23 protein-coding genes are annotated in these 26,995 nt (G+C 73.3%); 13 read left to right on the top strand and 10 right to left on the bottom strand.

Going from position 1 to position 26,995, the window contains the following annotated elements; all coding sequences use genetic code 11:
• Positions 1–5: 5 nt before the first annotated feature.
• From WFI16_RS23800 to WFI16_RS23815, 4 genes are all read right to left on the bottom strand, one after another.
• Positions 6–1,595, bottom strand: a complete 1,590-nt coding sequence (locus tag WFI16_RS23800) for an ABC transporter substrate-binding protein (RefSeq protein ID WP_419900347.1) — start codon at positions 1,593–1,595, stop codon at positions 6–8.
• Positions 1,596–1,673: 78 nt separating this feature from the next.
• Positions 1,674–2,681, bottom strand: coding sequence for an amino acid ABC transporter substrate-binding protein (locus WFI16_RS23805; protein WP_419900348.1), 1,008 nt, complete (start codon positions 2,679–2,681; stop codon positions 1,674–1,676).
• 30 nt (positions 2,682–2,711) lie between these two features.
• Positions 2,712–4,055: an aspartate aminotransferase family protein gene (locus WFI16_RS23810; protein ID WP_419900349.1), complete on the bottom strand. Its 1,344-nt coding sequence runs from the start codon at positions 4,053–4,055 to the stop codon at positions 2,712–2,714.
• A complete protein-coding gene (locus tag WFI16_RS23815; protein WP_419900350.1) occupies positions 4,052–4,924 on the bottom strand; it encodes a MurR/RpiR family transcriptional regulator in 873 nt (290 codons plus the stop codon). The genes WFI16_RS23810 and WFI16_RS23815 overlap by 4 nt, the downstream gene beginning before the upstream one ends.
• Before the next feature lie 70 nt (positions 4,925–4,994).
• Here WFI16_RS23815 and WFI16_RS23820 point away from each other — a divergent pair, with 70 nt between their 5' ends.
• Both WFI16_RS23820 and WFI16_RS23825 read left to right on the top strand, forming a co-directional pair.
• Positions 4,995–5,627: an aspartate/glutamate racemase family protein gene (locus tag WFI16_RS23820; RefSeq protein WP_419900351.1), complete on the top strand. Its 633-nt coding sequence runs from the start codon at positions 4,995–4,997 to the stop codon at positions 5,625–5,627.
• Positions 5,624–6,010, top strand: a complete 387-nt coding sequence (locus tag WFI16_RS23825; RefSeq protein ID WP_419900352.1) for a cupin domain-containing protein — start codon at positions 5,624–5,626, stop codon at positions 6,008–6,010. The genes WFI16_RS23820 and WFI16_RS23825 overlap by 4 nt, the downstream gene beginning before the upstream one ends.
• On the opposite strand, the gene WFI16_RS23830 is transcribed toward WFI16_RS23825, so the two are convergent.
• The gene (locus WFI16_RS23830; protein WP_419900353.1) at positions 5,902–6,762 is read right to left on the bottom strand and encodes an AraC family transcriptional regulator; all 861 of its coding nucleotides are present in this window, start codon (positions 6,760–6,762) and stop codon (positions 5,902–5,904) included. The genes WFI16_RS23825 and WFI16_RS23830 overlap by 109 nt on opposite strands.
• Positions 6,763–6,857: 95 nt before the next feature.
• Between WFI16_RS23830 and WFI16_RS23835 the strand changes: the two genes are divergently transcribed.
• Positions 6,858–7,493: an MSMEG_1061 family FMN-dependent PPOX-type flavoprotein gene (locus WFI16_RS23835; RefSeq protein ID WP_419900354.1), complete on the top strand. Its 636-nt coding sequence runs from the start codon at positions 6,858–6,860 to the stop codon at positions 7,491–7,493.
• On the opposite strand, the gene WFI16_RS23840 is transcribed toward WFI16_RS23835, so the two are convergent.
• On the bottom strand, positions 7,487–8,194 hold the full coding sequence (locus WFI16_RS23840) for a GntR family transcriptional regulator (protein WP_419900355.1): 708 nt from the start codon (positions 8,192–8,194) through the stop codon (positions 7,487–7,489). The genes WFI16_RS23835 and WFI16_RS23840 overlap by 7 nt on opposite strands.
• Before the next feature lie 93 nt (positions 8,195–8,287).
• Here WFI16_RS23840 and WFI16_RS23845 point away from each other — a divergent pair, with 93 nt between their 5' ends.
• Both WFI16_RS23845 and WFI16_RS23850 read left to right on the top strand, forming a co-directional pair.
• Positions 8,288–9,436 (top strand): amidohydrolase, encoded by a 1,149-nt coding sequence (locus WFI16_RS23845; RefSeq protein WP_419900356.1) that lies wholly within the window; start codon positions 8,288–8,290, stop codon positions 9,434–9,436.
• A gap of 23 nt (positions 9,437–9,459) precedes the next feature.
• Entirely contained in the window at positions 9,460–11,037 is a 1,578-nt protein-coding gene (locus WFI16_RS23850) for an ABC transporter substrate-binding protein (RefSeq protein ID WP_419900357.1), read from the top strand.
• A gap of 19 nt (positions 11,038–11,056) precedes the next feature.
• On the opposite strand, the gene WFI16_RS23855 is transcribed toward WFI16_RS23850, so the two are convergent.
• The gene (locus WFI16_RS23855; protein ID WP_419900358.1) at positions 11,057–11,797 is read right to left on the bottom strand and encodes an SDR family NAD(P)-dependent oxidoreductase; all 741 of its coding nucleotides are present in this window, start codon (positions 11,795–11,797) and stop codon (positions 11,057–11,059) included.
• Positions 11,798–11,983: 186 nt separating this feature from the next.
• Here WFI16_RS23855 and WFI16_RS23860 point away from each other — a divergent pair, with 186 nt between their 5' ends.
• Positions 11,984–12,337 carry a hypothetical protein gene (locus tag WFI16_RS23860; RefSeq protein WP_419900359.1) on the top strand — a complete coding sequence of 118 codons (354 nt, stop codon included), beginning with the start codon at positions 11,984–11,986 and terminating at the stop codon, positions 12,335–12,337.
• Positions 12,338–12,462: 125 nt separating this feature from the next.
• On the opposite strand, the gene WFI16_RS23865 is transcribed toward WFI16_RS23860, so the two are convergent.
• Both WFI16_RS23865 and WFI16_RS23870 read right to left on the bottom strand, forming a co-directional pair.
• Complete coding sequence (locus WFI16_RS23865; protein WP_419900360.1) at positions 12,463–12,828, bottom strand: response regulator; 366 nt, start codon at positions 12,826–12,828, stop codon at positions 12,463–12,465.
• A gap of 30 nt (positions 12,829–12,858) precedes the next feature.
• A complete protein-coding gene (locus WFI16_RS23870) occupies positions 12,859–14,301 on the bottom strand; it encodes an ATPase domain-containing protein (RefSeq protein ID WP_419900361.1) in 1,443 nt (480 codons plus the stop codon).
• A gap of 292 nt (positions 14,302–14,593) precedes the next feature.
• Here WFI16_RS23870 and WFI16_RS23875 point away from each other — a divergent pair, with 292 nt between their 5' ends.
• On the top strand, positions 14,594–16,840 hold the full coding sequence (locus WFI16_RS23875) for a M48 family metallopeptidase (protein ID WP_419900362.1): 2,247 nt from the start codon (positions 14,594–14,596) through the stop codon (positions 16,838–16,840).
• 72 nt (positions 16,841–16,912) lie between these two features.
• On the opposite strand, the gene WFI16_RS23880 is transcribed toward WFI16_RS23875, so the two are convergent.
• Positions 16,913–18,259: a dicarboxylate/amino acid:cation symporter gene (locus WFI16_RS23880; protein WP_419900363.1), complete on the bottom strand. Its 1,347-nt coding sequence runs from the start codon at positions 18,257–18,259 to the stop codon at positions 16,913–16,915.
• Between the two features lie 270 nt (positions 18,260–18,529).
• Here WFI16_RS23880 and WFI16_RS23885 point away from each other — a divergent pair, with 270 nt between their 5' ends.
• The 6 genes from WFI16_RS23885 to fabI all read left to right on the top strand — a co-directional run bounded on the left by WFI16_RS23885 (position 18,530) and on the right by fabI (position 26,992).
• A complete protein-coding gene (locus WFI16_RS23885; RefSeq protein ID WP_419900364.1) occupies positions 18,530–20,347 on the top strand; it encodes an ATP-binding protein in 1,818 nt (605 codons plus the stop codon).
• Complete coding sequence (locus WFI16_RS23890; protein WP_419900365.1) at positions 20,347–21,705, top strand: sigma-54-dependent transcriptional regulator; 1,359 nt, start codon at positions 20,347–20,349, stop codon at positions 21,703–21,705. Before WFI16_RS23885 ends, WFI16_RS23890 begins: the two co-directional genes overlap by 1 nt.
• A 178-nt stretch (positions 21,706–21,883) precedes the next feature.
• On the top strand, positions 21,884–24,061 hold the full coding sequence (locus WFI16_RS23895) for a DUF3141 domain-containing protein (protein WP_419900366.1): 2,178 nt from the start codon (positions 21,884–21,886) through the stop codon (positions 24,059–24,061).
• Positions 24,058–25,020, top strand: coding sequence for a phosphate acetyltransferase (locus WFI16_RS23900; protein ID WP_442970732.1), 963 nt, complete (start codon positions 24,058–24,060; stop codon positions 25,018–25,020). The genes WFI16_RS23895 and WFI16_RS23900 overlap by 4 nt, the downstream gene beginning before the upstream one ends.
• Positions 25,017–26,216 carry an acetate/propionate family kinase gene (locus tag WFI16_RS23905; protein WP_419900367.1) on the top strand — a complete coding sequence of 400 codons (1,200 nt, stop codon included), beginning with the start codon at positions 25,017–25,019 and terminating at the stop codon, positions 26,214–26,216. The genes WFI16_RS23900 and WFI16_RS23905 overlap by 4 nt, the downstream gene beginning before the upstream one ends.
• The gene (gene fabI, locus WFI16_RS23910) at positions 26,210–26,992 is read left to right on the top strand and encodes an enoyl-ACP reductase FabI (protein ID WP_419900368.1); all 783 of its coding nucleotides are present in this window, start codon (positions 26,210–26,212) and stop codon (positions 26,990–26,992) included. Before WFI16_RS23905 ends, fabI begins: the two co-directional genes overlap by 7 nt.
• The last annotated feature ends 3 nt before the right edge of the window (positions 26,993–26,995 follow it).

The following is a 26,995-nucleotide window of genomic DNA, read 5'->3' on the forward strand; positions in this document are numbered from 1 at the left end:
CCCTTTCAGCCGCGGCGGATGTTCCAGGGAAAGGCGGCCGGGCCCGGCAGCAGGCCGGCGAGATCGGCGCGCAGGGCGGTCTTCTGCTGGAACTGGCCGAGCGGCACCACCGGCGCCTGCTCGAAGGCCTCGCGCTGGATGGCGTCGAACAGGCGCTGCTGTTCCTCGTCGCTGGCGGCCTCCAGCCAGTCACGGGTCAGCGTCTCGATCGCCGGGCTGTCGAACCAGCCGAACCAGCCGGCGGCACCCTGGCCGCGGATATTGGTGTTCAGCGCCGGATTGGCGATCGAGCTGCTCTTCCAGGTGGTGTGGAAGATGTTCCAGCCGCCCTTCCCCGCCGGCTCGCGCGAGCTGCGGCGCTGCACGACCGAGCCCCAGTCCATCACCTGCAGATCGACCTTCATGCCGAGCCGGCGCAGCAGCTCCGCCGTCACCTCGCCGAAGGGCGCGACCGAGGCCAGGTCGCTCGGGCTCAGGATCACCACGGTCTCGCCCTGGTAGCCGGCCTCCTGCACCGCCTGGCGGAGCCGCGCCATGTCCTTGACGCCGCTCATCGCGCCGCTGCCGATGTCGCGCACGAAGGGCAGGCCGGGCGGGAACATCGAATAGGCGTTGTTCCAGGCGCGCGCGTCATTGCCGGTGATCAGCGCCATGTAGTCGCCCTGGATCACCGCCTGCAGCACGACGCGCCGCAGCGCCGCCTTGTCGAAGGGCGGCACCAGCGTGTTGAAGCGCAGGAAGCCCATGAAGCCGAGCGGGTCGTAGGACTGCACGCGGATCCGGCGGTCGCGCTCCAGCAGCGGCACCAGGTCGGCATCGGCGAATTCCCACCAGTCGACCTCGCCCGCCTGCAGCGCGCCGGCGGCGGTCGCGGCATCCGGCAGGATGGTCCATTCCAGCCGCTCGAAATGCGCCCGCTTGCCGCCGCCATTCAGCACCGCCGGCTCGGCGCGCGGGCGGTAGCCGTCGAAGCGCGCATAGGCGACGCGGGCGCCGGAGACGAATTCATCGGCCAGGAAGCGATAGGGGCCGGAGCCCACCATCTCGGGCACCGGCTTGTAGGGATCGGTGCGCGCCAGCCGCTCGGGCATGATGAAGGCCGGGATCGGCCCGACGAAGGCGAGCGCCGCCAGCAGCCGCGGGAATTTCCGGGTCAGGCGGATGACGATGTCGCGGTCATTCGGCGCTTCCCAGGCGGCGACGGCGGCGCCCAGCGTCTGGCCGAAGGTGTCGCGCCTCGCCCAGCGCGCCAGGCTGGCCGCGGCATCCACCGCGCGCACCGGCGTGCCGTCATGGAACAGCAGCCCCTCGCGCAGGCGGATGGTCCAGCGCAGCCCGTCCTCCGAGACCGTGTGGCCCTCGGCCATCTGCGGCGTCGGCTGGAACCGCGCATCGACGCCATAGAGCGTGTCGAAGACGGCATAGCCATGGTTCAGCGTCACCCCCGCCGTGGTCAGCACCGGATCGAGCACCGCCAGGCTGGCCTGCGGCACGAAGCGCAGCGTGCTGCCGCGGCGGTCCTGGGCCAGCGCCGGCCGGGCGAGCGGTGCCAGCGGCAGCAGGGCGGCGGCGTGGAGAAGCGGGCGACGCTGCATCGGAGGCGCTCCTGGGCGGGATGGCGGGCACGCTCGGTGTCGCCGGCAGCGCGGGGCTGCCGGCGACGGGTCGGAGGCTTAGCGGAAGGGAACGGCGTACATCAGCCCGCCGCGGTTCCACAGCCCGTTCAGCCCGCGCTGCAGCTTCAGCGGGCTGTTGGCGCCGACATTGCGCTCGAAGATCTCGCCGTAATTGCCGACCGCCTTCACCGCCTGCAGCATCCAGTCATTCGACAGGCCGAGCCGGCTGCCGAACTCGCCCGAGCTGCCCAGCAGGCGCTGCGCCACCGGGTTGGCGCCCTTCGCCTCGGCCTCGGCATTGGCCGCCGTCACGCCGGCCTCCTCGGCCTCGACCAGGCCGTAATGCAGCCAGGCGACGATGTTCGACCACTGGTCGTCACCATTGCGGGTGAAGGGGCCGAGCGGCTCCTTCGAGATGGTCTCGGCCAGCACCATGTAGGCGGCCGGGTTCGGCGCGACCGAGATGGCGCCGGCCAGCGCCGAGGCGTCCTGCGTCATGGCGTCGCAGCGGCCGGCGAAGAAGGCCTGGTACATGGTGTCCGGCCGCTCGAAGACCACCGGCTGCAGGGTGATCTTGTTGGCGCGCGCGAAGTCGCCGAGCGTCACCTCATGCGTCGTGCCCTGCGCCACGCAGACCGAGGCGCCATTGAGGTCGGTGACCTTGGTGACGCCGGCGTCGCGCTTCACCGCGAAGCCCTGGCCGTCATAGAAGTTCACCGGCCCCATGCGCAGGCCGATGCTGGTGGCGCGCAGGAAGGTCTGGGTGGAATTGCGCATCAGCACGTCCACCTCGCCCGACTGCAGCGCGGTGAAGCGGTTCTGCGCGGTCAGACCGACGAAGCGCAGCTTGGTCGGGTCGCCCAGCACGGCGGCGGCGATGGCGCGGCAGTAATCGGCATCGATGCCGCGATACTGGCCCTGGCTGTCCGGCAGCGAGAAGCCGGAGAAGCCGGTGCTGACGCCGCAGACCAGCTGGCCGCGCTGCTTCACCGTGTCGAGGGTGGCGGCCGAGGCGGCCGTGGCGCCGGCGAGCAGCAGCCCGGCGGCGAGGAGGATTTTTTTCATGACAGGCGTCCCGGTAGGTGTCGAAGGCATTCAGGCCAGCGCGGCGTCGACGGCATCGCCCAGCCGCTCGACGATCAAGCCGATCTCGGCGGCACTGACAATGTAGGGCGGCGCCAGCAGCACATGGTCGCCGGCCCGGCCATCGGCGGTGCCGCCGCCCGGATAGCAGGCCAGGCCGCGGGCGAAGCTTTCCTTCTTGATGCGCTGGTGCAGGCCGCGCGCCGGGTCGAAGGGCGCGCGGCTGTCCCGGTCGGCGACCAGCTCGATGGCGCGGAACAGGCCGCGGCCGCGGATGTCGCCGACATGGGGATGGTCGCCGAAGCGTTCCTCCAGCCGCTGCTGCAGCAGCGCGCCCATCGCCTTGACATTGTCGAGCAGCGCCTCCTCGCGGATGACGTGCTGCACCGCCAGCGCGGCGGCGGCGGCGATCGGATGCGCCAGATAGGTATGGCCGTGCTGGAAGGCGCCCGAGCCCTGCTCCACCGCATCGGCGACGCGGCCGGCGACCAGCACCGCGCCGATCGCCTGGTAGCCGCCGCCGAGGCCCTTGGCGATCGCCTGCAGATCGGGTGCGACGCCCTCCTGCTCCCAGGCATGGCGGGTGCCGCTGCGGCCCATGCCGGACATCACCTCGTCGAGGATCAGCAGCGCGCCATGCCGGTCGCAGACCTCGCGCACCGCGCGGAAATAGCCGGCGGGCGCCGGCACGCAGCCGGCGGTGGCGCCGACCAGTGTTTCCGCCACGAAGGCCGCGACGGTGTCGGGACCGAGCCGCTGGAACTCTTCTTCCAGCTCGGCGGCGAGGCGCGCGGTGAAGCCCGCCTCGTCCTCGTCGGCGCGCTGCTCGCGATAGGCAAAAGCGGGAGAAACATGGCTGAAGGCCTCGGTCAGCAGCGGCGCATAGGGCGCGCGCCGCGCCGCATTGCCGCCGGCCGCCAGCGCGCCCAGCGTGTTGCCGTGGTAGCTCTGCCGCCGCGCGATGAATCGTGTCCGGTTCGGCTGGCCGATTTCGAGGAAGTACTGGCGGGCGAGCTTCAGCGAGGCCTCGACCGCCTCCGAGCCGCCGGAGACGAAATAGGCCAGCGCCAGCCCGCCGGGCTCCTGGCCGACCAGCTCCTCCGCCAGCGCCTCGGCCGGCGCATTGGAGAAGAAGCCGGTATGCGCGTAGCACAGCCGGTCGGCCTGGCGCTTGATCGCCTCGACGATGCGCGGATGCTGGTGGCCCAGGCAGGAGACGGCGGCGCCGCCCGAGGCGTCGAGCACCGCGCGCCCGCCCTGCTCGATCAGCCAGACGCCATGCCCGCCCACCGCCAGCGGCGGCGTCACGCGCGAGGAACGATGCAGCAGGCGGCTGCGGTTGGCCACGGCACTCATGCGGGGAAGTCCTTGTCGGGAAGGTATTCGGCCAGGGCGGCCAGCCGCGCCTCGGTCTCGCGCAGGCGGACCAGCGCGGCCTCGCCGCCCAGGGCGAAGGTCTCGGCCGCCAGCGCCTGGGCGATCGCCAGGGCGCCGGTCAGGCTGGGGAAGAAGCCGGGGCCGGCGGCGGCGTCGAAGCGCAGCAGATGCGCCGCCCCCTCGGCGATCGGCGCCTGCGGGGAATCGGCGATGGCGATCATCGTGCAGCCGCTGGCCTGGGCCATGCGCGCGGTCAGCACGACCGAGCGCGAATACGGCGCGAAGCTGACCAGCACCACGGCATCGCCCGGCCGCAGCGCGCCGATGTCGAGATCCTCCGGCACCGCGCCGCCGACCAGCCGCACGCCATCCGGGCGGAACAGCCGCAGCTGGTAGTGCAGCAGCTGCGCCACACCGCGGCAGGAGCGGAAGCCGGCGACCCAGATGCGCGGCGCCGCGTGCAGGGCGGCTGCGGCGGCGGCGATGGCCTGCGGCGCCGCCTGCGCCAGCCCGGCGGCATCGGCGGCCAGCATCTCGGCCGCCAGGCCGCGCGGTGCCGGGCGGGCGCCGACCCGGCCGGAGAAGGGCGTCCCGCCGCCATCGCGGCGCAGCTCGATCAGCGCGTCGCGCAGCGCCTCCCAGCCGGCATAGCCCAGCGCCTGGGCCAGCCGCGTGAAGGTCGCCGGATGCGTGCCCGCCGCCGCCGCCAGGTCGCGCATCGAGCGGGTGACGGCGTCGAAATCATGCCGGGCCAGGAAGCGCCCGGCCGCCTGCAGCCGCGGCGGCAGCCCGGGCAGGGCGCGGCGCAGGGCCTCGATCGGCGTCTCGGCGTCAGGGGGGCGCGGCATGGAACGAACGTTGCAGGATTCGCCCAGCCATGCAACAGCTGTTGCACCGACGTCGCCAGGAGGCCCGAGAATGCGGATTGCCCTGATCCACGCGCTGCGCCATTCGCCGCCGCCCATCGAGGCCGCCTTCGCCCGGCTCTGGCCGGAGGCACGGCTGATGAACCTGCTGGATGACAGCCTCTCGGCCGACCTGGCGCGCGACGGCGCGCTGACCCCGGTGATGACCGAGCGCTTCCTGGCGCTGGCGCGCTATGCGGTGGGCACCGGGGTGCAGGGCATCCTGTTCACCTGCTCGGCCTTCGGCCCCTGCATCGAGGCGGTGCAGCGCGAGTTTGCCGACATCCCCGTGCTCAAGCCGAACGAGGCGATGATCGAGGAGGCGGCGGCCGCCGGCACGCGCATCGGCCTGCTGGCCAGCTTCGCGCCGACGCTGCAGTCGATGCCGCCGGAATTTCCTGGCGGCATCACGCTGGAGACCCGCGTCGCCGAGGGCGCGCTGGAGGCGCTGAACCGCGGCGACGGCGCCGGGCATGACCGGCTGGCGGCGGAGGCGGCGCGGGCGCTGGCCGGCTGCGATGCCATCGCCCTGGCGCAGTTCAGCCTGGCCTCCGCCGCCCCACTGGTGGCCGAGGCCACCGGCAGGCCGGTGCTGACCACGCCGGACAGCGCCGTGCGCAAGCTGCGCGGCCTGCTGCGGGCGTGACCGACCCGGCGCCCCGCTTCGGGCGTCTCGGCGAGGGCGGCGCCCGCCCGGCGCCCGGGGCCGAGGCCTTCCTCGACCTGCTGGCCGGTCCGGGCGGCGCGCGCGTGGAGCGGATCCTGTCGCGCGGCGCGGCCAGCCCGCCGGGCTTCTGGTACGCGCAGGACTGGGACGAATTCGTTTTCGTGGTCGCCGGCGCGGCCACACTCGGCTTTCCCGACGGCACCGAGAAAAAGCTGGCGGCCGGCGACTACGCCATCCTGCCCGCCGGCTGCCGTCACCGCGTCGCCTGGACCGATCCCGACCGGGAGACGCTCTGGCTGGCGGTGCACATGCCGCCGTCCGGCTCATCGCCCGCTGCCTCCGCCTCCGGCGGCGCCGCGTGATAGGCATGCGGCGTGCGGCCGAAGCTGCGGCGGAACAGCGTGATGAAGAAGCTGACATTGCTGTAGCCGAGATCGAGCGCCACGCTGGTCACCGAGGCGCCCTCGGCCAGCCGCTCCAGCGCGCGCAGCAGCCGCAGCCGCTGCACCCATTCGGTGAAGCTGAAGCCGGTCTCCTGCACGAAGCGGCGGCTCAGGCTGCGCGGCGCGATGCCGGCCCAGGCCGCCCAGTCCTCCATCCTCTGCCGCGCCGCCGGATCGGCGGCCAGGGCCTGGGCGATGCGCAGCAGCCGGGCATCCTGCGGCATCGGCAGGCCGAAGGGCGCGGCCGGCGCCTGGGCGATCTCGTCGAGGATGACCGCCGCCAGATGCGCCCGCGCCCCCTCGGGCGGCGCCTGCTCCCATTCGGCGGCACGCAGCGCGGCGGCCTGCAGCAGCGGCGAGACGCGGATGATGCGCAGGCCTGACGGCAGGGCGGCGCAGGCGGCCTCGGCGACATAGAGGCTCCAGCCGCGATAATCGCCATGCGACCGCACCGCATGCGGCAGGTGCGGCGGCAGCCAGACGGCATGGGCGGCGGGGACGCACCAGCTGCCCGCCGCGGTGCCGATGGTGACCAGCCCGCGGTCGCAGCCCAGCAGCTGCCCCTTGGCGTGGTGGTGCATGGGCGTCACCCGCGCCGCGCCATGGCCGCCGGCGGCCGCGGCCAGCAGCGCCTCGCCCTCGATGGCGCGCCGCAGCTTTTCCCTCAGCATGGCGCCATCCGGCTATCCTCTGGCGCCAGCCGCCAAGCGCGGGCCCGCGCGGTCATCCTATCGTCGCTTCCGGTGCCACAGGAAGGGATGCCGCCATGGATGCCAGCTGGACGCAGGAGGCCTGGGCGGCCGCGCCCGCCGATCTCGCGACGCTCTACGCGCCGCCGGACCCCCGCATCCTGAACAACGTCAAGCCCGCGCTGACGCCCTTCCACGCCGACTACCTGCGGCTCGCCACCTTCTTCGTGCTGGCCACCGGTCGCGAGGGCGGGCTCGACGCCTCGCCGCGCGGCGGGCCGCCGGGCTTCGTCCGCCTGCTCGACAGCCGGACCCTGGCCTTCGCCGACTGGAGCGGCAACAACCGCATCGAATCGGCGCGCAACCTGGCCGAGGATGCGCGGCTGGGCATGCTCTTCCTCTTTCCCGGCCTCGAGGTCTTCCTGCGCATCAACGGCCGCGGCCGGCTCTCCACCGCGCCGGCGCTGCTGGCGCTGCTGGAGGAGGAGGGGCATGCGCCGAAGGCCGCCACGCTGGTCGCCGTCGACGAGGTGCTGTTCCATTGTGGCAAGGCGGTGAACCGCGCCCGGCTGTGGGAACCGGAGTCCATCATCGACCGCGCGCGCCTCCCCAGCATGGGCCAGGTCTCGGCCGGGCTGAACAACCTGCCGCCGGCGGCGGCGGCGGCGATCGACGCGCGCTACGACCATGCGATGAAACACGACCTCTATTGAGCCACGGCCAGGGCCGGGCGGCGGCGGGCCTGGTTGGCCGGCGCCGGCCCGGCGAAGCGCGGCGGCAGGTCGGCCAGCCAATGCGCGGTGTCCTCCTCCAGCACGGCGCGCGCCGTCGCCGTGTCGCCGGCGATCATCGCCGTCCAGAAGCGCTGCTGCACGCCGAGGATCCAGGCCTGGCGCGCGCCGCTGTCGGGCACCGGCACCACCGCGCCGATGATCGCGAACCTGCGGTAGAGCGCCGCCATCAGCTCGGCCAGGAAGCGGTTCTGCAGGCTGGCGCAGACCTCCAGGCGGAAACGCAGCAGCGCCTCGGTGAAGCCGATGCGGTCGGGGCGCGCGGTCGCCCGCAGCGCCGCCAGGAAGTCGCGGCGGCGGTCAGCCGGGCAATGCGCCGCCAGATCCTCGATCAGCGCCCGTTCCAGCCAGGTCTTGGCGGCGTAGATGCCGCGGATCTCCTCCGGCGTGAAGCGGACCACGAAGAAGCCGAGGCGCGGCCGGCTGACCAGCACCCCCTCCCCCTCCAGCGCCCGCGCCGCCTCGCGCAGCGGCCCGCGGCTGATGCCGAAGCTCTCGGCCAGCGCCACCTCGTTCAGCCGGTCGCCGGGGCGCAGCGCGCCCTGGTGGATCAGCCGCATCAGCCCGAGCCGGGCGGCGCCCGCCAGGCTGGTCGCGGTCAGCGGAGTGGCGGCGGCGTGCATGGCGCCTCGCTAGCCCCTCCCGCGCCGCCTGGTCAACTGTTGACACTTCACCGGGCGCATGGCTCGCTGACCGCCGCCGATGGAGTGCCCCGCGTGAGCCTGAGCCGCCAGGATCTTTTCGACATCGCCGCCTGGCGGCAGGCGCTGCATAGGCGGCCGGAGCTGTCGGGCGCCGAGGCCGGGACGGCGGCGATGGCGGCCGAGGCCCTGCGCGCGGCCGGCGCGGCCGAAGTGATCTCCGGCCTCGGCGGCCATGGCGTCGCCGGCCTGTTCCCCGGCGCTGCCCCCGGCCCCACCGTGCTGTTCCGCGCCGAGCTGGACGGGCTGCCGATCCTGGAAGCCTCCGGCGTGCCGCATGCCTCCGAGATCGCCGGCCGCGCCCATGCCTGCGGCCATGACGGCCACATGGCGATCCTGGCCGGGCTGGCCCGCGCGCTCGGCCGCCGCCCGCCGGCGCGTGGCCGCGCCGTGCTGCTGTTCCAGCCGGCCGAGGAGGATGGCAGCGGCGCCGCCGCCGTCATCGCCGATCCGCGCTTCGCCGCCCTGGCCCCGGACCTGGCCTTCGCCTGCCACAACATGCCGGGCCTGCCGCTCGGCACGGCCTCGATCGCCGCGGGGCCGGCGAACTGCGCCTCGGCCGGGATGCGGATCGTGCTGGCCGGGCGCACCGCGCATGCCTCGGCACCGGAGACCGGCACCTCGCCGATGCCGGCGCTGGCCCGGCTGATGCCGGGGCTGACGGCGCTGGGCCGCGGCGGGCCGCTCGATGCCGGCTTCTCGCTGGTCACCGTCACCCATGCCAGCCTGGGCGAGGCCTGTTTCGGCGTGGCGCCGGGTCAGGCCGAGCTGTGGTGCACGCTGCGCACCCTGACCGACGACCGCATGGCGGCGCTGCGCAGCGCCGCCGAGGCCCTGGCGCGCGAGGCCGCCGAGGCGGCCGGGCTGGCGCTCGCCATCGCGTATCGCGACGTCTTCGGCCATTGCGACAATGCGCCCGAGGCCACCTCCGCGTGGCGGCGCGCGCTCGACGCCGAGGGCGTGCCGCATGGCACCGCGCTCTTCCCGATGCGCGCCTCGGAGGATTTCGGCCGCTTCGGCCGCCTCGCCCCCGCCGCCATGGTGCTGCTCGGCGCCGGCGAGGACGGCCCGGCGCTGCACAACCCGGAATACGACTATCCCGACGCGCTGACCGAGACCGGCGCCCGCCTGTTCATCCGCCTGGCCCGCGACCTGCTGGGCTGAGCCCCTCCGCGAAGGAGCCTCGCATGACCGCCCTTCCCCGCCGCCTGCTGCTCGGCGCCGCCCTGGTCCCCACCCTGTCCGGCCTGCGGGCCGCCCGCGCGCAGGAGGCCGTGCTGGACATGGCCGTCGCCGCGCCGCCCAGCTCGGTCGATCCGCATTTCTACACGCTGACGCCGAACATGGCGCTCGCCGCGCATCTGTTCGACACGCTGATCCGGCGCGACCCGCAGGGGCGGATGGTGCCGGGCCTGGCGGAGAGCTGGAAGCGGCTGGACGACAGCCGTTGGGAATTCGCGCTGCGCCGCGGCGTGCGCTTCCACAACGGCGAGGAATTCTCGGCGCGCGACGTGGCCTATACGCTGGAGCGGGTGCCGAAGGTGGTGAACAGCCCCGGCTCCTTCAACGTCTATACCAGGGCGATCACCCGGGTGGAGGTGGTGGACAGCCATACAATCCGCTTCCACACCCAGGGCCTCTATCCGCTGCTGCCGGGCGACCTGTCGCAGGTCTCGATCCTCTGGCACGGGCTGGGCGAGAACCCCTCGACCGGCGACTTCAACAACGGCCGCAACGCCATCGGCACCGGGCCCTTCCGCCTGGTCGCCTTCCGCTCCGGCGACCGGGTGGAGATGCTCCGCAACGACGACTATTGGGGCGAGCGGCCGGTCTGGTCGAAGGTGGTCTATCGCATCATCCCGAACAACGGCGCCCGTGTCGCGGCGCTGCAGGCGGGCGACGTCGCCTTCATCGACAATGTGCCGACCTCCGACCGCGCCCGGCTGCGCGGCGAGACGCGGCTGCGGCTGTCGGAGGTGACCAGCCTGCGCTCGGTCTATCTGCGCACCGATTTCCGCACCGAATCCCCCTATGTCTCCGGCCCGAACGGCGAGCCGATCCGCAACCCGATGACCGATCTGCGCGTCCGCCGGGCGCTGTCGGTCGCCATCAACCGCGCCGGCATCGCCGAGCGCATCATGTCCGGCGCGGCGACACCGACCGGCCAGATGATGCCCGAGGGCAGCTATGGCCATGTCCCCGATATTCCCGTCCCCGCCTTCGATGTCGACGCCGCCAAGGCGCTGCTGGCCGAGGCGGGGCTGGCGGACGGCTTCACCGTGACGCTGCTGGCCTCGAACGACCGCTACATCAACGACGCGCAGATCGCCCAGAGCATCGGCCAGATGTGGTCGCGCATCGGCGTGAAGACCAATGTCGAGACCATGCCCTTCGCCGTGGTGGCGCAGCGCGGCGCGCGGCAGGACACCAGCATCTCGATGGGCGGCTGGGCCAATTCGGCGGGCGAGCCCTCGGCAGGCCTGCGCGGGCTGTTCGGCACCCGCGACATGCAGCGCGGCTGGGGCACGGTGAACAACACCGGCTTCTCCAACGCCGATTACGACCGCGTCCTCGGCGAGGCCCTCACCACGGCCGACGACGCGGCGCGGGAGAAGAAGTTCCAGGAGGCGACGCGCATCGCGGTGCGCGAGGCCGCCTGGATCCCGCTGCACATCCAGAAATGCACCTGGGGCATGAAGCAGGGCCTGGTCCACACGCCGCGCGCCGACGAGATGACGCTGGCGATGGACATCCGCCCCGCCTGACCGGCGGGCGGCGCTGAGCTCAGGTCTCGGCGCCGCCATTCACCTGCAGCATCTGGCCGTTGACATAGGCGCCGGACTCGCCGGCCAGCATCCGCACCACGGCGGCGACCTCGGCCGGCGTGCCCATCCGGCCCGAGGGCACTTTGGCGACATAGGCCTGGCGCGGGCCGGGCGCGGCCGGGTCCTCGTCATCGGCGGCGATCGGGCCGGGCGAGACGGCGTTCACCGTGATCCCCTGGCGGGCGAATTCCTTGGCCAGCGCCTTGGTCAGGCCCCAGGCGCCGTGCTTGGCGACCGAGACCGGCGCGCGCCCGGCATAGCCATGGATGGCGTTCATGCCGGTGAAGTTGACGATGCGGCCCCAGCCGCGCGCCACCATGCCGGGCAGCACCGCCTGCGACAGCCAGACCGCCGCCTCGAGATCCACCGCCATGACCCGCGCCCAGTCGGCCGGCGTGATGTCGAGGAACTTCTGGGCCGGGCGCAGCGCGGCATTGTTCACCAGCACGTCGACCCGGCCGAAGGCCTCCAGGGCCGCCGCGGCCAGCGCAGCGCAGGCCTCCGGGCTGCCGATATCGGCCATGGCGACCAGCGCGCGGGCGCCGAGCCGCTCCGCCTCGGCCGCGACCGCCGCGGCGGCGGCGCGGTCGCTCGACCCGTTGACCACCACGTCGAAGCCGTCCTGCGCCAGGCCGAGCACCACCGCCCGCCCGATATTCCGCCCCGCGCCGGTGACCAGCGCCACCTTCCGATCCGCCATGCCGCGTCCTCCGCTGTTGCCGGAAGCCTGCACGCCAGGGAGGGCGCCGGCAAGCCTGCCGCCCAGAGGCCCGGGCCGGAGGCGCGGCCCCCGCCGCAACCCGCGCCGTGGGCGCGCGTCTATCCAGGATGGTGCCGGGATTATGCCCCGAGGGGCCCGGCGCAGCCTGCCATGGAGGTGCTTCCGATGCGTGTCCCCGCCCTTGCCTTCGCCGCCGTACTGCTGGCCGGCCCGGTCCTCGCCCAGACCAGCCCGGGACAGGGGAGCGGCTCGGCCGGCCAGTCGACCACCCAGCCCGCGGCGCCCGGCCAGGGCAATGGCTCCGATCCCGGCGGCAGCAATCCCGGCGGCTTCGGCCCGGCCGGCAGTCCGCGCGGCAACGGCCAGCGCGTCGACAGCGAGTTCAGCCGCTTCCGGGTCGATGCGCAGGGCCGGGCGCCGCTGCTGGCACCCGCCGGCAGCCTCGAAGCCGGGCGCCCCGCCCCCAGCCAGCCGCCGGCCGAGGTGCCGCCGAACCCCTGGCTGCAGCGCGGCGGCTGAGCCGCCGGACCCCAGGCTGCAAGGCGGCGGCTGCGCCGCCGATCCCCTGTCTGCAGGGCGGCGGCTGCGTCGCCGCCGGGCCGTCCGGCGCGCGGCCCTGGTGGCCCGCGCCTGGCGGGCGCCGCCTAGCCGGGGCGGCCGACCAGCCCGATGACGCAGGCCACCACCTCGGCCACCCGGAACGGCTTGTCGAAGACGGCCGAGAAAAGCGGGCCGTTGCGCCGGGCGATCTCGGCCTGGGCGCCACTCAGCAGGATGATCGGCAGCGCGGCGCCCTCGGGCCGCAAGCGGATCGCCTGCGCCAGCTCCAGGCCGTTCATCACCGGCATCATGAAGTCGGTGATCACCAGCACCGGCCGGTCGCGCTGGAAGACGTCGAGCGCCTTGCGTCCGTTGCTGGCGCGCACGACCGCGAAGCCCTCATCCTCCAGCGCGAAGGCCAGGACGTCGCCGATCAGGAACTCGTCGTCGACCACCAGGATGGTTGTCATGCTTGCGATCCGCCCCGAACGCTGTCGCGCTCAGCCTCCTGGCTGCGGGGCACTGGCCCCCAGATGGACCGATCCGACATTCTCGAAATGCCGGTTGAGGCGCAGGCCGGTGGGCGTGATCACCAGTTCGCGCAGGCTGGGCTCGTAGGGCCAGTCGCGCACCTTCACCACCGAGAGGACGCGGCGCAGCTCGGAGCGCACCTCGGTGAACCGCAGCACGAAGAGATTGTCGAACAGGCTGGACAGCTCGAGCGCCGGGGCCTGTGCGTTGGCATCGAACAGATCGCGGATCTCCCAGGTCGCCAGGGCGGTGACGCCCAACACCCGCATCTCCTGCAGCAGCGCGGTGAAGAACTCCACATGCCGCTGCGGGTTGACGGAAGAACGCGCGATGCCGCCCAGGCTGTCGATCAACACCCGGCGTGCGCCGCTGCGCTTCACCGCGTCGAGCAGGCGGTAGCCGAGCGGATCGAGCATCCGCTCGGTGGTCGGCTGCCACAGCATCTGCAGCGCGCCGCTGTCCAGCTTCTCGGCCAGCGGCAGGCCGAGCGCCGCGCCCTTGTGGCGGAGGCGCGGCTCGGTCTCGTAGAAGCCGAAGATCAGGCCGGGCTGCGCCGCCGTGGACTGCGCCATGAAATGCAGGCCGAGCGTCGTCTTGCCGCTGCCGGAGGGGCCGACCAGCAGGCTGATCGAGGCCGGCTGCAGCCCGCCGCCGATCATCGCGTCGAGATCGGCGACGCCCGAGGAGAGCGGCGGCAGGGCCGGGTCGTGCTCCGCCGCGCCCTGGCCCAGCATGGCCTCCAGCCGCGGATAGACGACGATGCCGCGCTGGGTGATCTCCATCTCGTGCAGCCCGGGCACGGCGCCGCTGCCGCGGGTCTTGCGCAGGTGCAGCCGGCGGCTGGCGCGCACCCCGGTCAGCTCCTCGGTCAGCTCGACGACGCCATCGACCATGGTGTGCTCGGGGCTGGAATCATCCAGCCGCGCGCTGGTCAGGAACAGCACGGTGCAGCCGGCGAAGGCGGCGTGGCCCTGCAGCTCGGCGATGAACTTCTTGGTGTCGAGCGCGCTGCCCGCCCGCGAGCGCGCGTTCAGCACGCCATCGACCACCAGGACCGAGGCCTTCTGCCGGCCGATCTCGCGCCGCAGCAGCTTGACCACCTCGTCGAGGCCCTCGCTCTCCAGCGTGTCGAAGGCGCTGACATACTGGATCTCGTTGCCGATGCGCTGGCGATCGAAGAAGCTCAGCGTCGACAGGAACTGCAGCAGCCGCTCATGCGACTCCGAGAGCAGCGTGGCGAAGAGCACGCGGCCGCCCTGCGCCGCATGGTGGAAGGCGATCTGGCTGGCCAAGATGGTCTTGCCCGAGCCCGGGCGCCCCTGGATCATGTAGGAGGCGCCGGCGACCAGGCCGCCCTTCAGCAGCGCGTCCAGGCCCTCGATGCCGCTTTGCAGCCTGGGAAGGTGTTGCAAGATGTGACGGAGCCTCGGGCGTGGAGAAGGGGGCGCGGACCGGTCCGGCCGGTCGCGCCGTCCTTCCTGCACTGAATGCGCCGCCGGGTCAAAGGGCGCATCACGCCTGCGGCATCGCTGCCCCCCGCCTCCCGCGCTCTCTCACCTTGCCGTGGGTTGCCTGGCCCGAGGCCGGCCAGGCCCGCGCTGTCACACGCGGTTGAAGCCGGGCCGCCTGGACAAGGCCCCGCCGGCGGCCTCCTTGATCGGGATCGGACGGAATAGATCCCCGGCGAGGAAAGGGCGCGGCACGATGTCGGCAGAGGATCAGACGGCGGATCAGGCGGCGGCGCGCGCCGCGCGGCGGGGCGGCTGGCGGCGCGGGCTGCGGCTGGTGGCGCTGACCGTGCTGCTGCCGCTCGGCTTCGCCGGGATCGGCGCCTGGCAGGAGCAGCGCATCACCGCCACGGCGCAGGAGACGGCGGCCCAGCTCGCCAGCCTGGAACGCGCCGAGGCCGAGCTGCGCGCCCTGGCGCAGAAATCACCGCAGACCCGGGTGCGCATCGCCGAGCGGCTGCAGACCGCGCCGGTGGCCGCCACCATGGTCGCCGGCCGGGTGGAGGATCTGCGCGGCGTGCAGGAGGTGACGGAGATCCGCGCCCGGCTGCCGCTCTGGACCATGCTGGCGGGCGGGCTGGCGGCGGCGCTGGGCGCGGCCGGCCTGCTGGCGGCGGTGCTGATCGGGCGGCTCGGCCGCGCCTCGCGCCAGGCGCTGCTGTCGGGCTTCGAGCTGGTCCGCCGCATCCTGCCGGTGCAGATGGCGGCGCAGATCCTGCTGCTGACCGCGGCCGCCCTGCTGGCGCTGGGCTTCGAGACCGCCGGGCTGTGGCATGCCGGCAAGCTGAGCCAGGGCGACATCAAGCTGATGGCGATCGCGCTGTTCCTCGGCCTCGGCGCGCTGGTGGTGCTGGGCCAGGCGCTGCGGCAGCTGCGCGCCGCCTGGCGGCTGTTCACCCCCGACCCGCTGGAGGTGCTGGGTCGCCGGCTGGACCGCGCCGCCGCCCCCGGCCTCTGGACACGGATCGACAAGCTGGCCGCCGCCGCCGGCGCGACGCCCCCCGACCACCTGGTGGTCGGCCTGACCGAGGGCTTCTTCGTCACCTCCAGCGACATCGCCCTGCAGCCGACGCAGGAGAAGCTGGCGGGCCGCACGCTCTATTTGCCGCTGCCGCAGCTGGCGATGCTGGACGCGGCCGAGAGCGGCGCCATCATCGGCCACGAGCTCGGCCACTTCACCGGCGAGGACACCGACTATTCGCGCCGCTTCGTCCCCATCCATGCCGGGGTGCTGCGCAGCCTGGAGGCGGTCGCGGCCAGCGAGGGCGGCAACGGGCTGAACGCCATCCTGACCCGGCCGGCGCTGCTGCTCGGCGCCTTCTTCCTGCGGCAGTTCGACCATGCGGTGCATCACTGGAGCCGCTTGCGCGAATTCGCCGCCGATGCGGTGGGCGCCCGCGTCACCTCGGCGCCGGCCGCCGCCAGCGCGCTGCTGCGCAGCAGCGCCATCGCGCCGCGCATCCACGAGGTGCTGGTCGCCGCCCGCGACGAGCCGGGCGAGCGCGGCACCCGCGACCTGCTGGCCGAGATGCTGGCGGCGGCGGCGGAGCGCGGGCTGGACGACCCCTCGCGCCACCTGGAGGACCGCCAGCCGCACCCGACCGACACGCATCCGCCGGACAGCCAGCGGCTGGCCTCGCTCGGCCAGGCGGTGACGCCGGCGCTGCTGGCCCGCGCCACCCGGCCGGTCGCCGCCGCCGAGGCCGGGCTGGAGCACGCCTTCGCCGATGCGCCGGCGCTGATGCGCCAGCTCTCCGACGACCTGATCGAGCGGCTGCGCAGCCAGCACGCGGCGGTGGCCCAGGCGCTGCAGGAGGCCGCCGGCGCGGTGCGGCAGGAGCGGCTGCTCTATCCCAACACCCGGCTGCAGGGCTTCCTGCTGGGCGGCGTCGGCGTGTTCTTCGCCCTGGGCGCGCTGGCCTGCACCGCCATCTGGCTCGGGCTGTTCGGGCTGCACAGCGGGGATCGCGCGGTGCCGGTGGCGGGTGTGGCGCTGGTCATCCTGGCGGCGCTGATGTTCTTCGCCGGCTGGCTGCAGGTGCGCCGCGCCCGCCGCCCCTTCCTGCGGCTGGCGCCGGACGGCTTCGGCGTGCCGGACGGGCCGGAGATCCCCTGGCTGCATGTCGCCGATCTCGGCTTCAGCATGGCCAATGGCCGGCTGCGCAGCAATTTCCTGATCCGCCCGCGGCTGCCGCTGCCGCCGAAGCTGGGGCATGGCATGAAGCTTGGCAGCCGCAACGGGCTGCGCGAGGTGGCGCTGCACAGCTACGCCGCCAAGGGGCTGAAGCCGCAGGAATACGCCGATCTGGTGGTGACCTACTGGCGCGCCGCCCAGGCCCGCGCCGAGCTGGCCGAGCGCGCCGCCCGCGCCGCCGAGGCGGAGGCCGCGGCCGCCGGGGAGGACGCGGACAGCACCATCAACCTGACGCCCAGCCCGGGCTGAGCCCCCTGACGCAGCAGGGGGCGGAGGCTCGCGCCCCCGCCCCCCGTTCCGGGCGCCAGGAACCGGCCAGACTTACTCGGCCGGCTGCATCACCAGATCGCCGCCGAGCTCCGGGTCGCGCAGCGGGATCGGGTTGCCGGCCATGGCGGCGTCCAGGCGCTCCTTGTCCAGCTCGCCTTCCCAGCGGGCGACGACGATGGTGGCGACCGCATTGCCGACCAGGTTGGTCAGCGCCCGGCACTCCGACATGAAGCGGTCGATGCCGAGGATCAGCGCCATGCCGGCCACGGGGACCGAGGGCACCACGGAGAGCGTGGCGGCCAACGTGATGAAGCCGGCGCCGGTGATCCCGGCGGCACCCTTCGACGACAGCATGGCGACCAGCAGCAGCAGCACCTGGTCCCAGAGCGACAGCTCGATATTGCAGGCCTGGGCGATGAACAGCGCCGCCATCGTCATGTAGATGTTGGTGCCGTCCAGGTTGAAGCTGTAGCCGGTGGGCACCACCAGCCCGACCACCGACTTGCGGGCGCCGGCGCGCTCCATCTTCTCCATCAGCGTCGGCAGCGCCGCTTCCGACGACGAGGTGCCGAGCACCAGCAGCAGCTCCTCCTTGATGTAGCGGATCAGCGCCAGGATGCTGAAGCCGTTGTAGCGGGCGACGGCGCCGAGCACGACCAGCACGAAGAGCAGCGAGGTCAGGTAGAAGGTGCCGATCAGCATCGCCAGGTTGGCGATCGAGCCGATGCCGTACTTGCCGATGGTGAAGGCCATGGCGCCGAAGGCGCCGACGGGCGCCGCCTTCATCAGGATGCCGACCAGCCTGAACATGCCGGCCGAGGCCGAGTGGAACACCCGCATCAGCGGCTCGGCCTTGTCGCCCACCGCGGCCAGCGCCAGGCCGAGCAGCACCGAGAAGAACAGCACCTGCAGGATGTCGCCCGAGGCGAAGGCGCTGACCGGCGAGGCCGGGATGACGTTCATCAGGAAGCCGGTGATGGTCGTCTCATGCGCCTTGGCGGCATAGCCGGAGACGGCCGCGGCATCGAGCGTCGCCGGGTTGATGTTCAGCCCGGCGCCCGGGCGGATGACATTGCCGGTGACCAGGCCGATGATCAGCGCCAGGGTCGAGAAGACCAGGAAGTAGAGCATCGCCTTGCCGGCGACGCGGCCCACCTTGCCCAGGTCGCGAACCCCCGCGATGCCGGTGACGACCGTCAGAAAAATGACCGGGGCGATGACCATCTTCACCAGCTTGATGAAGGCATCGCCCAGCGGCTTCATGTCGGCGCCGGTCTGCGGGTAGAAATGCCCAAGCAGGATGCCGATGGTGATGGCGAAGAGCACCTGGACATAGAGGTGCTGGTAGAATTTCTGCGGCGCCGGCGGCCGGGCCGCGGCAAGGTCGAGGGAAGCCATGGATCTTCCTCCAGCTGCTTCGCCGCGGACCCTCGAGGGATTTGTCCCTTCGGGACCCGGGCGGTTGGTTCGGGGCGACGCCGCGGCGCCGTGTGACCCTTCCCCTATGGCAAGCCGGATGCCACAAGCCGGCCCGGCCGGAAGGATTTTTAAGTCTTTGGTCTTATACATGTTTGCGGTGCAGCATAACGGGTGGACGGCACCGGCCTGTGCGGATTCCGGCACAGGCCCCGCGGCCGCCGTGCGGCTTTCCGCCCGGATGGTGGGCGCTTGACCCGGCGCTGGCAGCGGCTCGGCCTCGGGCTGGCGGCGCTCGCCCTGCTGGCCGGGCTGGACCGCGCCGCCGACCTGCTGGCCACCCGCCAGGTCCTGGCCGAGCTGGAAACCGCCGCCCGCGCCACTGCCGGCCTGCATGGCGCGGTGCTGCGCGCCGAGATCGAGAAGCAGCGCAGCCTGCCGGTCATCCTGGCGCAGGATCCCGACCTGGTGCGGGCGCTGCGCGACCCGACGCCGGCGCGGCTCGAGGCGCTGAACCGCAAGCTCGAGCGGCTGGCGGCGGCGACCCGCACCGGCGTGCTCTACGCCCTGAACCCGGACGGCCTGGCGGTGGCCGCCAGCAACTGGCAACTGCCAGAAAGCTTCGTCGGCAGCGACTATGCCTTCCGCCCCTATTTCAGCGAGGCCTGGGCCGGCCGGCCGGCCGAGCATTTCGCCCTCGGCACCGTCAGCCACCGGCCCGGCCTCTATCTCTCGCGCCGGGTGGAGGATGCCGCCGGCCCGGTCGGCGTCATCGTCGTCAAGGCCGAGTTCGACGAGCTGGAGGAAAGCTGGGCGAAGCTGCCCGAGCCGGTGCTGGCGGCCGATGCGCGCGGCATCGTCACCGTCACCAGCATCCCCGACTGGCATTTCCGCGCGACGCTGCCGTTGACGCCGGCGCAGCGGCAGGACATCCGCGCCAGCCTGCAATTCGGCGACCAGCCGCTGCGCGACCTGGCCTTCGACGCGGTGCCGGCGACCCGGCCGCCCTGGCCCGGCCTGGCGCCGCTGCTGCGGCCGCAGGACGGGCCGCGCGGCCCCTGGCTGATGGTCGAGGAGCCGGTGCCCGGCATCGCCTGGCGCCTGTCGCTGCTGGCGCCGCTGCGCCCGGCGCTGGAGCCCGCCCGCGCCGCCGCGCGGCTGGCCGCCCTGCTGCTCGGCCTGCTCGGCATCTTCCTGGTGGCGATCGCCCGCCGCCGCCACCGCCGCATCACCGAGGGCCGTGCCCGCGACGCGGCGCGGCGTGAGGCGCTGGAGGCCGAGGTCGGGCTGCGCACCGCCGAGCTGCGCGCCGCCAATGACGGGCTGCGCGCCGAGGCGGAGGAGCGCCGCCGCGCCGAGGCCGCCGTGCACCGCATGCGCGACGAGCTCGGCCAGGCCAACCGCCTCGCCGTGCTCGGCCAGATCACCGCCAGCGTGGCGCATGAGATCAACCAGCCGCTGGCCGCCATCCGCACCTTCGCCGACAATGCGTCTCTTCTGGTCACCCGCGGGGAAGCGCCCGCGGCAGCGAAAGCCCTCGCCACCATCGCCGGGCTGACCGAGCGGATCGGCGCCATCACCGCCGGGCTGCGCGGCTTCGCCCGCAAATCCACCGGCGAGACCCGCCCCGAGCCGATCCGCGGCGCCATCGACGGTGCCCTGCTGCTGCTCGGCCACCGGCTGCGCCAGCACGGCATCGCGGTCTCGGTCACGGTGGAGGGCGAGCCGGCGGTGCGCGCCGAGCGCGTCCGGCTGGAGCAGATCCTGGTCAACCTGGTGCAGAATGCCATCGAGGCGCTGGGCGAGCGGACCGACGGCCGCATCGCCATCGCCGCCACGGCCGCTGGCGGCCGCGTCCGCGTCGCGGTGCGCGACAACGGCCCCGGCCTCGACGCGGCGGTGCGGGCGGCATTGTTCATGCCCTTCACCACCACCAAATCGGCGGGGCTCGGGCTCGGCCTGGTGATCTCCCGCCAGATCGCCGCCGACCTGGGCGGCACGTTGGCGGCGCCGGAAACGCCGCCGGGGGATGGCGCGCTGTTCGTGCTGGAGCTGGAGCAGGCCGAGTGATGCAGGACGTGCCGCAGACCGACGTGCTCTTCGTCGACGACGACGCCATGCTGCGCGAGGCCAATCTGCAGAGCTTCGCGCTGGCCGGGCTCAGGGCCGAGGCGGCGCCCTCGGCGGCGCGCGCCCTGGAGCGGATCGGCGACGACTTCCCCGGCGTCGTCGTCAGCGACATCCGCATGCCCGGCATGGACGGGCTGGCGCTGTTCGAGCGGCTGCGCGCCCGCGACCCCGACCTGCCGGTGATCCTGATCACCGGCCATGGCGACATCCCGATGGCGGTCGAGGCGCTGCGCCAGGGCGCCTACCACTTCCTGCCCAAGCCCTATGCCGCCGAGGCGCTGCTCGGCCCGCTGCGCCACGCGCTGGAGAAGCGCCGGCTGGTGCTGGAGAACCGCCGCCTGGCCCGCGCGCTCGCCATGGCGGATGCCGACGAGCCGCTGCAGGGCCATGCGCCGGCCACCGCCCGGCTGCGCGCCCTGCTGCGGCAGATCGCCGAGACCGATGTCGACGTGCTGATCGAGGGCGAGACCGGCGCCGGCAAGGATGTCGCCGCCCTGGCGCTGCACCGCGCCAGCCGCCGCGCCCACCGGCCCTTCGTGGCGCTGAACTGCGGCGCCCTGCCGGAGACGGTGATGGAGAGCGAGCTGTTCGGCCACGAGGCCGGCGCCTTCACCGGGGCGCAGAAGCGCCGCATCGGCCGCCTCGAGCATGCCGATGGCGGCACCCTCTTCCTCGACGAGATCGAGGCGATGCCGCCGGCCATGCAGGTCAAGCTGCTGCGGGTGCTGGAGAGCCGCGAGATCGCGCCGCTCGGCACCAACGAGATCCGCCGCCTCGACCTGCGCGTGGTCGCCGCCACCAAGCAGCCGCTGCCCGAGCTGGTCCGCCAGGGCCGCTTCCGCGAGGACCTCTACTACCGCCTGCACGTCGTCACCCTGCGCGTGCCGCCGCTGCGCGACCGCCGCGAGGATGTCTTCCTGTTGTTCGGCCAGTTTGTCGAGCGGGCGGCGAAGCGCTTCGGCCGGCCGGTGCCGCCGCTCGACGCGGCCACCCACCGCTACCTCGCGGAGCACGACTGGCCGGGCAATATCCGCGAGCTCGCGCATTTCGCCGAGCGCGCCGCCCTCGGCCTCGCCGTCCTGCCGGAGCCGCCCCCCGGCCCTGCCGCCGCCGTGGAGGCCGGCAGCCTGCCCGAACGCGTCGATGCCTTCGAGGCCCGCCTGCTGCGCGAGGCGCTGACCGCGGCCCAGGGCGATGTCCGCACCGCGCTGGAGGCGCTGCAGATCCCCCGCAAGACCTTCTACGACAAGCTGAAGCGCCACGGGCTCGAGGCGCAGGACTTCCGCCCCGGCCGCTAGAGCGGGCCGGAGGGCGCGCGGCCGGCGCGTCACGCAGAATTCACGCGCCCGCCCGGCCCAGCATTTCCGGCATCCCGGCGGCGCCGGCCCGGCCGCGCGGCGGCCCCTGGGCTTGACCCGGCTTTTTGCACTGCAATAGGGTCGCTCCGCGCCCCCCCTCGCAGCGACAGGATGGCCCATGTCCGGCACCCTCGCTTCGGCCCCTCTCCTCTGGGCCCAACCCTGGCTGGACGGCGCCGCCTATGCGCTCGATTCCTGGCAGCGCGGCATCCTCTTCCTCGACACGCTGCGCCAGCGCGGCAACCAGCTGGCGGCGGAGCGGCAGAAAGCCGCGCCGCATGTGCTGAGCTTCGAGGGCGCGCTGGTGCTGGACGGCCGCAGCCTGCCGCGCCCGGTCAATTACGGGCTGATCCGCATCACGCCGCCCGCCGGCAGCGTGATCGACGACCGCAAGCGGCCCTTCGTCGTGGTCGATCCGCGCGCCGGCCACGGCCCGGGCATCGGCGGCTTCAAGCCGGACAGCGAGATCGGCGTGGCGCTGCGCGCCGGCCATCCCTGCTACTTCATCGGCTTCCTGCCCGAGCCGGTGCCCGGCCAGACGGTCGAGGACGTGATGCGCGCCGAGCAGGCCTTCCTCGAGGCCGTCGCCGCCGCCCATCCGCAGGCCGATGGCCGGCCGGTGGCGATCGGCAACTGCCAGGCCGGCTGGCAGCTCGCCATGGCCGCCGCCACCCGGCCGGAGCTGTTCGGGCCGCTGATCCTGGCCGGCACGCCGCTCTCCTACTGGGCGGGCGAGCCGGGCCGCAACCCGATGCGCTATGCCGGCGGGCTGCTCGGCGGCAGCTGGCTGACGGCGCTGGCCGGCGATCTCGGCCATGGCCGCTTCGACGGCGCCTGGCTGGTGCAGAATTTCGAGCAGCTGAACCCGGCCAACACGCTGTGGGGCAAGCCCTACGCGCTCTACGACCGCATCGACACCGAGCCGGACCGCTATCTCGGCTTCGAGCGCTGGTGGACGCATCACGTGCTGACCGAGGCCGGCGAGATGCAGGAGATCGTCGACCGGCTGTTCATCGGCAACCGCCTGGCCACCGCCGAGCTGACCACGCGCGAGGGCGAGCGCATCGACCTGCGCGCCATTACCGGGCCCATCCTGGTCTTCTGCTCGGAGGGCGACAACATCACCCCGCCGGCCCAGGCGCTCGGCTGGATCACCGATCTCTACGACAGCGTCGACGACATCCGCGCCGCCGGCCAGACCATCGTCTACATGATCCATCCGAGCATCGGCCATCTCGGCATCTTCGTCTCCGGCAGCATCGCCCGGCGCGAGCACGAGGAATTCGCCTCCAACATCGACTTCATCGACATCCTGCCGCCCGGCCTCTACGAGGCGGAGATCCTGGAGGGCAGCGGCCCGGGCGGCCATCTGCTGCGCTTCGCCGCGCGCGAGATCGCCGAGCTGCGCGCCATCACCCGCCCCGACCCGGCGGAGGAGCGCGCCTTCGCCACCGTCCGCCGCGTCTCCGAGATCAATCTCGGCCTCTACCGCCAGCTGCTGCAGCCCTGGCTGCGCGCCACGGTGACCGCGCCGCTGGCCGAAGCGCTGCGCCAGCTGCAGCCGCTGCGCGCCCAATACGCCTTCTTCTCGGACGGCAATCCGGCGGTCGCCGCCCTGGCGCCGCTGGCCGAGGCGGTGCGGCAGACCCGCCGCCCGGCCTCCGACGACAATCCCTGGCGCCAATCCGAGCATGCCGCCGCCGCCTGGATCGAGGCCGGGCTGATGCTGGCCGGCGCGCTGCGCGACCATGCCCAGGAGGCGACGTTCCACGCCCTCTACCGGCAGCCGCTGCTGCAGGCGCTGGTCGGCCTGGGGGCCGATGACGCGCCGGTGCGCCGCCGCCCGGCCCTGGAGCCCGAGCAGCAGGCCTTCCGCGCCGCCCGGATCCGCGACCTGCGGGCGCGCCTGGCCGAGGGTGGGCCGCGCGCCGCCTTCCTGCGCCTGGTCGCCGATATCGGCCTGGCGGAGCGCCGCGCCGACGAGCGCAGCTTCGCCGTGCTGCGCGCCCTCTGGCACCACCATGGCGGCGAAGATCTTTCCCGCTTCAAGGCGCTGCTGCGGGAACAGGTCCTGATGCTGCGCCTCGACCGCGAGGCGGCGCTGGCGGCGCTGCCCGCCCTGCTCGGCGACCTGCCGCCACAGGGCCTGCCCGCCTTCGCCGAGGCGCTGCGCCAGGTGGCGACCGCCGCGCCGCTGCACCCCGCCGCCGCGGCGCGCCTGGCCGAGGCCGAGGCGCGGCTGGCCCGGCTCGGCGCGGCGCTGGCCCCGCCGGCTTCCCAGGAGACCTCGCCATGACCGAGCCGCTGCCCGGCCGCGCCGCCAAGGCGCATCCGCATTACGACGCGCTGATCGCCCGCTGCGCCGGCGTCGCGCCGCTGGCCTGCGCCGTGGTGCATCCCTGCGACGCCGCCGCCATGACCGGCGTCGCCGAGGCGCATCGCCAAGGCCTGATCGATCCCATCCTGGTCGGCCCGGCCGGCAAGATCCGCGCGGCGGCGGCGGGGATCGGCCTCGACATCGCTGCCTTCGCCCTGGTCGAGACGCCGCACAGCCATGCCGCCGCCGAGGCCGCGGTGCGGCTGGTGCGCGAGGACCGCGCGCATCTGCTGATGAAGGGCAGCCTGCACACCGATGAGCTGATGCATGCCGTCGTCGCCCGCGAGGGCGGGCTGCGCACCGAGCGCCGCATCAGCCATGTCTTCATCATGGACGTCCCCGACCACCCGCGGCCGCTGTTCATCACCGACGCCGCCATCAACATCGCCCCCGACCTGGCGACCAAGGCCGATATCATCGCCAATGCCATCGACCTGCATCACGGGCTGGGGCTCGGCATCCCGCGCGTCGCCATCCTCTCGGCGATGGAGACGGTGAGCCCGAAGCTGCCCGGCACCATCGAGGCCGCGGCGCTCTGCAAGATGGCCGATCGCGGGCAGATCCAGGGCGGCATCCTCGACGGGCCGCTGGCGCTGGACAATGCGGTCAGCCCGGAGGCTGCGCGCATCAAGGGCATCCGTTCCGAGGTCGCCGGCCGGGCGCAGATCCTCGTCGTCCCCGATCTCGAGGCGGGCAACATGCTGGCCAAGAACCTGACCTTCCTGGCCGGGGCGGATGCCGCCGGCATCGTGCTCGGCGCCCGCGTGCCGATCGTGCTGACCAGCCGCGCCGATTCGACGCGCAGCCGGCTGGCCTCGGCGGCGGTCGCCCTGCTCTATGCCCGGCACCTGCTGCAGACGCGGCCCGTCCCGGCATGACGGGCGAGACCATCCTGGTGCTGAATGCCGGCAGCTCCAGCCTGAAATTCCAGCTCTATGACGTCGGCGCCGGCGACACGCTGTCGCGCCGCTTCAAGGGGCTGATCGGCGGCATCGGCACGCCGCATGGCCGGCTGCGCGTGGTCGACGGCGCCGATGCCGTGCTGGCCGACGAGCGCCCCGACCCGTCGCTTCTGGCCGATGTCGAGGCGGCGCAGGCGCTGCTCGGCGACTGGTTCCTGGCGCATGCCGGCGCGCCGCCCAGCGCCGTCGGCCACCGCGTCGTGCATGGCGGCACCGAATTCACCGCGCCCGTCCGCGTCGATGCGGCGATGCTGGCGCGGCTGGAGGCGCTGACCCCGCTGGCGCCGCTGCACCAGCCGGCCAATCTGGCGCCGATCCGCACGATCCTGGCGCGCCGCCCCGAGCTGCCGCAGGTCGCCTGCTTCGACACCGCCTTCCATCGCCGCCACGGGCCGCTGGCGGAACGCTTCGCCATCCCGGAGGCGCTCTACGCCCGCGGCATCCGCCGCTACGGCTTCCACGGCCTGTCCTATGAATACATCGCCGGCCATCTCGGCGATCTCGACCCGTCGCTGCCGTCGGCGCGCGTCGTCGTGCTGCATCTGGGCAGCGGCATGTCGGCCTGCGCCCTGCAGGACGTGCAGAGCATCGACAGCAGCATGGGATTCACCGCGCTCGACGGGCTGCCGATGGGCACGCGGCCGGGCGCGCTCGATCCCGGCGTGGTTCTCTACCTCGCCGAGCAGGGCATGGCGCCCGCCGCCATCGAGCACCTGCTGTATCACGAGTGCGGGCTGAAGGGCCTGTCGGGGATCAGCGGCGATGTCCGCGACCTGCTGGGCAGCGACAGCCCGGCGGCGCAGCTGGCCCTCGACTACCTGGCCTATCGCGCCGCCGGCACCATCGCCCAGCTGGGCAGCGCCATGGGCGGGCTGGACGCGGTGGTCTTCACCGCCGGCGTCGGCGAGAATGCCGCGCCAATCCGTGCCGCCATCGCCAGGCGCTGCGCCTGGCTGGGCCTGACGCTGGACGATGCCCGCAACGACGCGCAGGGCCCGCGCCTCAGCGCCGAGGGCAGCCGCGTCTCCGCCTGGGTGCTGCCGACCAACGAGGAACGCATGATCGCCCGCCACACCCTCGACCTGCTGCGCGGGCGGAAGACGGCATGGTGACCCCCCTCGCCCTGCCCAGCCTGGAGGGCAAGCGCGGCCTGGTCACCGGCATCGCCAACGACCAGTCGATCGCCTGGGGCTGCGCCCGCGCCTTCCGCCGCCTGGGCGCCGAGCTCGCCGTCACCTACCTCAACGACAAGGCGCGGCCTTACGTCGAGCCTCTGGCAGCGGAGGTGGAAGCCTCTTTGCTGATGCCGTTGGATCTCCGCATCGACGGCCAGCTCGAGGCCGTTTTCGCGGCACTCGACGAAAAATGGGGGAAGCTGGACTTCCTGCTGCATTCCATCGCCTTCGCGCCGCGCGACGATCTGCAGGGCCGCGTCACCGACTGCTCGCGCGACGGCTTCCTGCAGGCGATGGACATTTCCTGCTGGTCCTTCATCCGCATGGCCAAGCTGGCCGAGCCCCTGATGCGCGACGGCGGCGCGCTGTTCTGCATGAGCTATTACGGCGCCTCGATGGTGGTCGAGCACTACAACATGATGGGCCCGGTCAAGGCCGCGCTGGAATCCGCCACCCGCTATCTGGCGACCGAGCTTGGCCCGCAGGGCATCCGGGTGCATGCCATCTCGCCCGGGCCGCTGAAGACCCGCGCCGCGTCCGGCCTGCCCGAGTTCGACGCGCTGCTGGCCCGCGCCGAGGCCAAGGCGCCGGCCCGCGCTTTGGTCTCGATCGAGGATGTCGGCCTCGCCACCGCCTATCTGGCGACCGATGCGGCGAAGCTGATCACCGGCCAGACCCTGTTCATCGACGGCGGCTACCACATCGTCGATTGAGCG

The sequence above is a fragment of the Roseomonas sp. USHLN139 genome (genome assembly GCF_037145735.1).
Classification (GTDB): domain Bacteria; phylum Pseudomonadota; class Alphaproteobacteria; order Acetobacterales; family Acetobacteraceae; genus Pseudoroseomonas.

What these genes read in the sequence shown, in the direction of transcription:
- WFI16_RS23800 (WP_419900347.1), bottom strand. Translation starts at nt 1,595, where the DNA reads ATGCAGCGTCGCCCGCTTCTCCACGCCGCCGCCCTGCTGCCGCTGGCA.
- WFI16_RS23805 (WP_419900348.1), bottom strand. Translation starts at nt 2,681, where the DNA reads ATGAAAAAAATCCTCCTCGCCGCCGGGCTGCTGCTCGCCGGCGCCACG.
- WFI16_RS23810 (WP_419900349.1), bottom strand. Translation starts at nt 4,055, where the DNA reads ATGAGTGCCGTGGCCAACCGCAGCCGCCTGCTGCATCGTTCCTCGCGC.
- WFI16_RS23815 (WP_419900350.1), bottom strand. Translation starts at nt 4,924, where the DNA reads ATGCCGCGCCCCCCTGACGCCGAGACGCCGATCGAGGCCCTGCGCCGC.
- WFI16_RS23820 (WP_419900351.1), top strand. Translation starts at nt 4,995, where the DNA reads ATGCGGATTGCCCTGATCCACGCGCTGCGCCATTCGCCGCCGCCCATC.
- WFI16_RS23830 (WP_419900353.1), bottom strand. Translation starts at nt 6,762, where the DNA reads ATGCTGAGGGAAAAGCTGCGGCGCGCCATCGAGGGCGAGGCGCTGCTG.
- WFI16_RS23835 (WP_419900354.1), top strand. Translation starts at nt 6,858, where the DNA reads ATGGATGCCAGCTGGACGCAGGAGGCCTGGGCGGCCGCGCCCGCCGAT.
- WFI16_RS23840 (WP_419900355.1), bottom strand. Translation starts at nt 8,194, where the DNA reads ATGCACGCCGCCGCCACTCCGCTGACCGCGACCAGCCTGGCGGGCGCC.
- WFI16_RS23850 (WP_419900357.1), top strand. Translation starts at nt 9,460, where the DNA reads ATGACCGCCCTTCCCCGCCGCCTGCTGCTCGGCGCCGCCCTGGTCCCC.
- WFI16_RS23855 (WP_419900358.1), bottom strand. Translation starts at nt 11,797, where the DNA reads ATGGCGGATCGGAAGGTGGCGCTGGTCACCGGCGCGGGGCGGAATATC.
- WFI16_RS23860 (WP_419900359.1), top strand. Translation starts at nt 11,984, where the DNA reads ATGCGTGTCCCCGCCCTTGCCTTCGCCGCCGTACTGCTGGCCGGCCCG.
- WFI16_RS23865 (WP_419900360.1), bottom strand. Translation starts at nt 12,828, where the DNA reads ATGACAACCATCCTGGTGGTCGACGACGAGTTCCTGATCGGCGACGTC.
- WFI16_RS23875 (WP_419900362.1), top strand. Translation starts at nt 14,594, where the DNA reads ATGTCGGCAGAGGATCAGACGGCGGATCAGGCGGCGGCGCGCGCCGCG.
- WFI16_RS23880 (WP_419900363.1), bottom strand. Translation starts at nt 18,259, where the DNA reads ATGGCTTCCCTCGACCTTGCCGCGGCCCGGCCGCCGGCGCCGCAGAAA.
- WFI16_RS23890 (WP_419900365.1), top strand. Translation starts at nt 20,347, where the DNA reads ATGCAGGACGTGCCGCAGACCGACGTGCTCTTCGTCGACGACGACGCC.
- WFI16_RS23895 (WP_419900366.1), top strand. Translation starts at nt 21,884, where the DNA reads ATGTCCGGCACCCTCGCTTCGGCCCCTCTCCTCTGGGCCCAACCCTGG.
- WFI16_RS23900 (WP_442970732.1), top strand. Translation starts at nt 24,058, where the DNA reads ATGACCGAGCCGCTGCCCGGCCGCGCCGCCAAGGCGCATCCGCATTAC.
- WFI16_RS23905 (WP_419900367.1), top strand. Translation starts at nt 25,017, where the DNA reads ATGACGGGCGAGACCATCCTGGTGCTGAATGCCGGCAGCTCCAGCCTG.
- fabI (WP_419900368.1), top strand. Translation starts at nt 26,210, where the DNA reads ATGGTGACCCCCCTCGCCCTGCCCAGCCTGGAGGGCAAGCGCGGCCTG.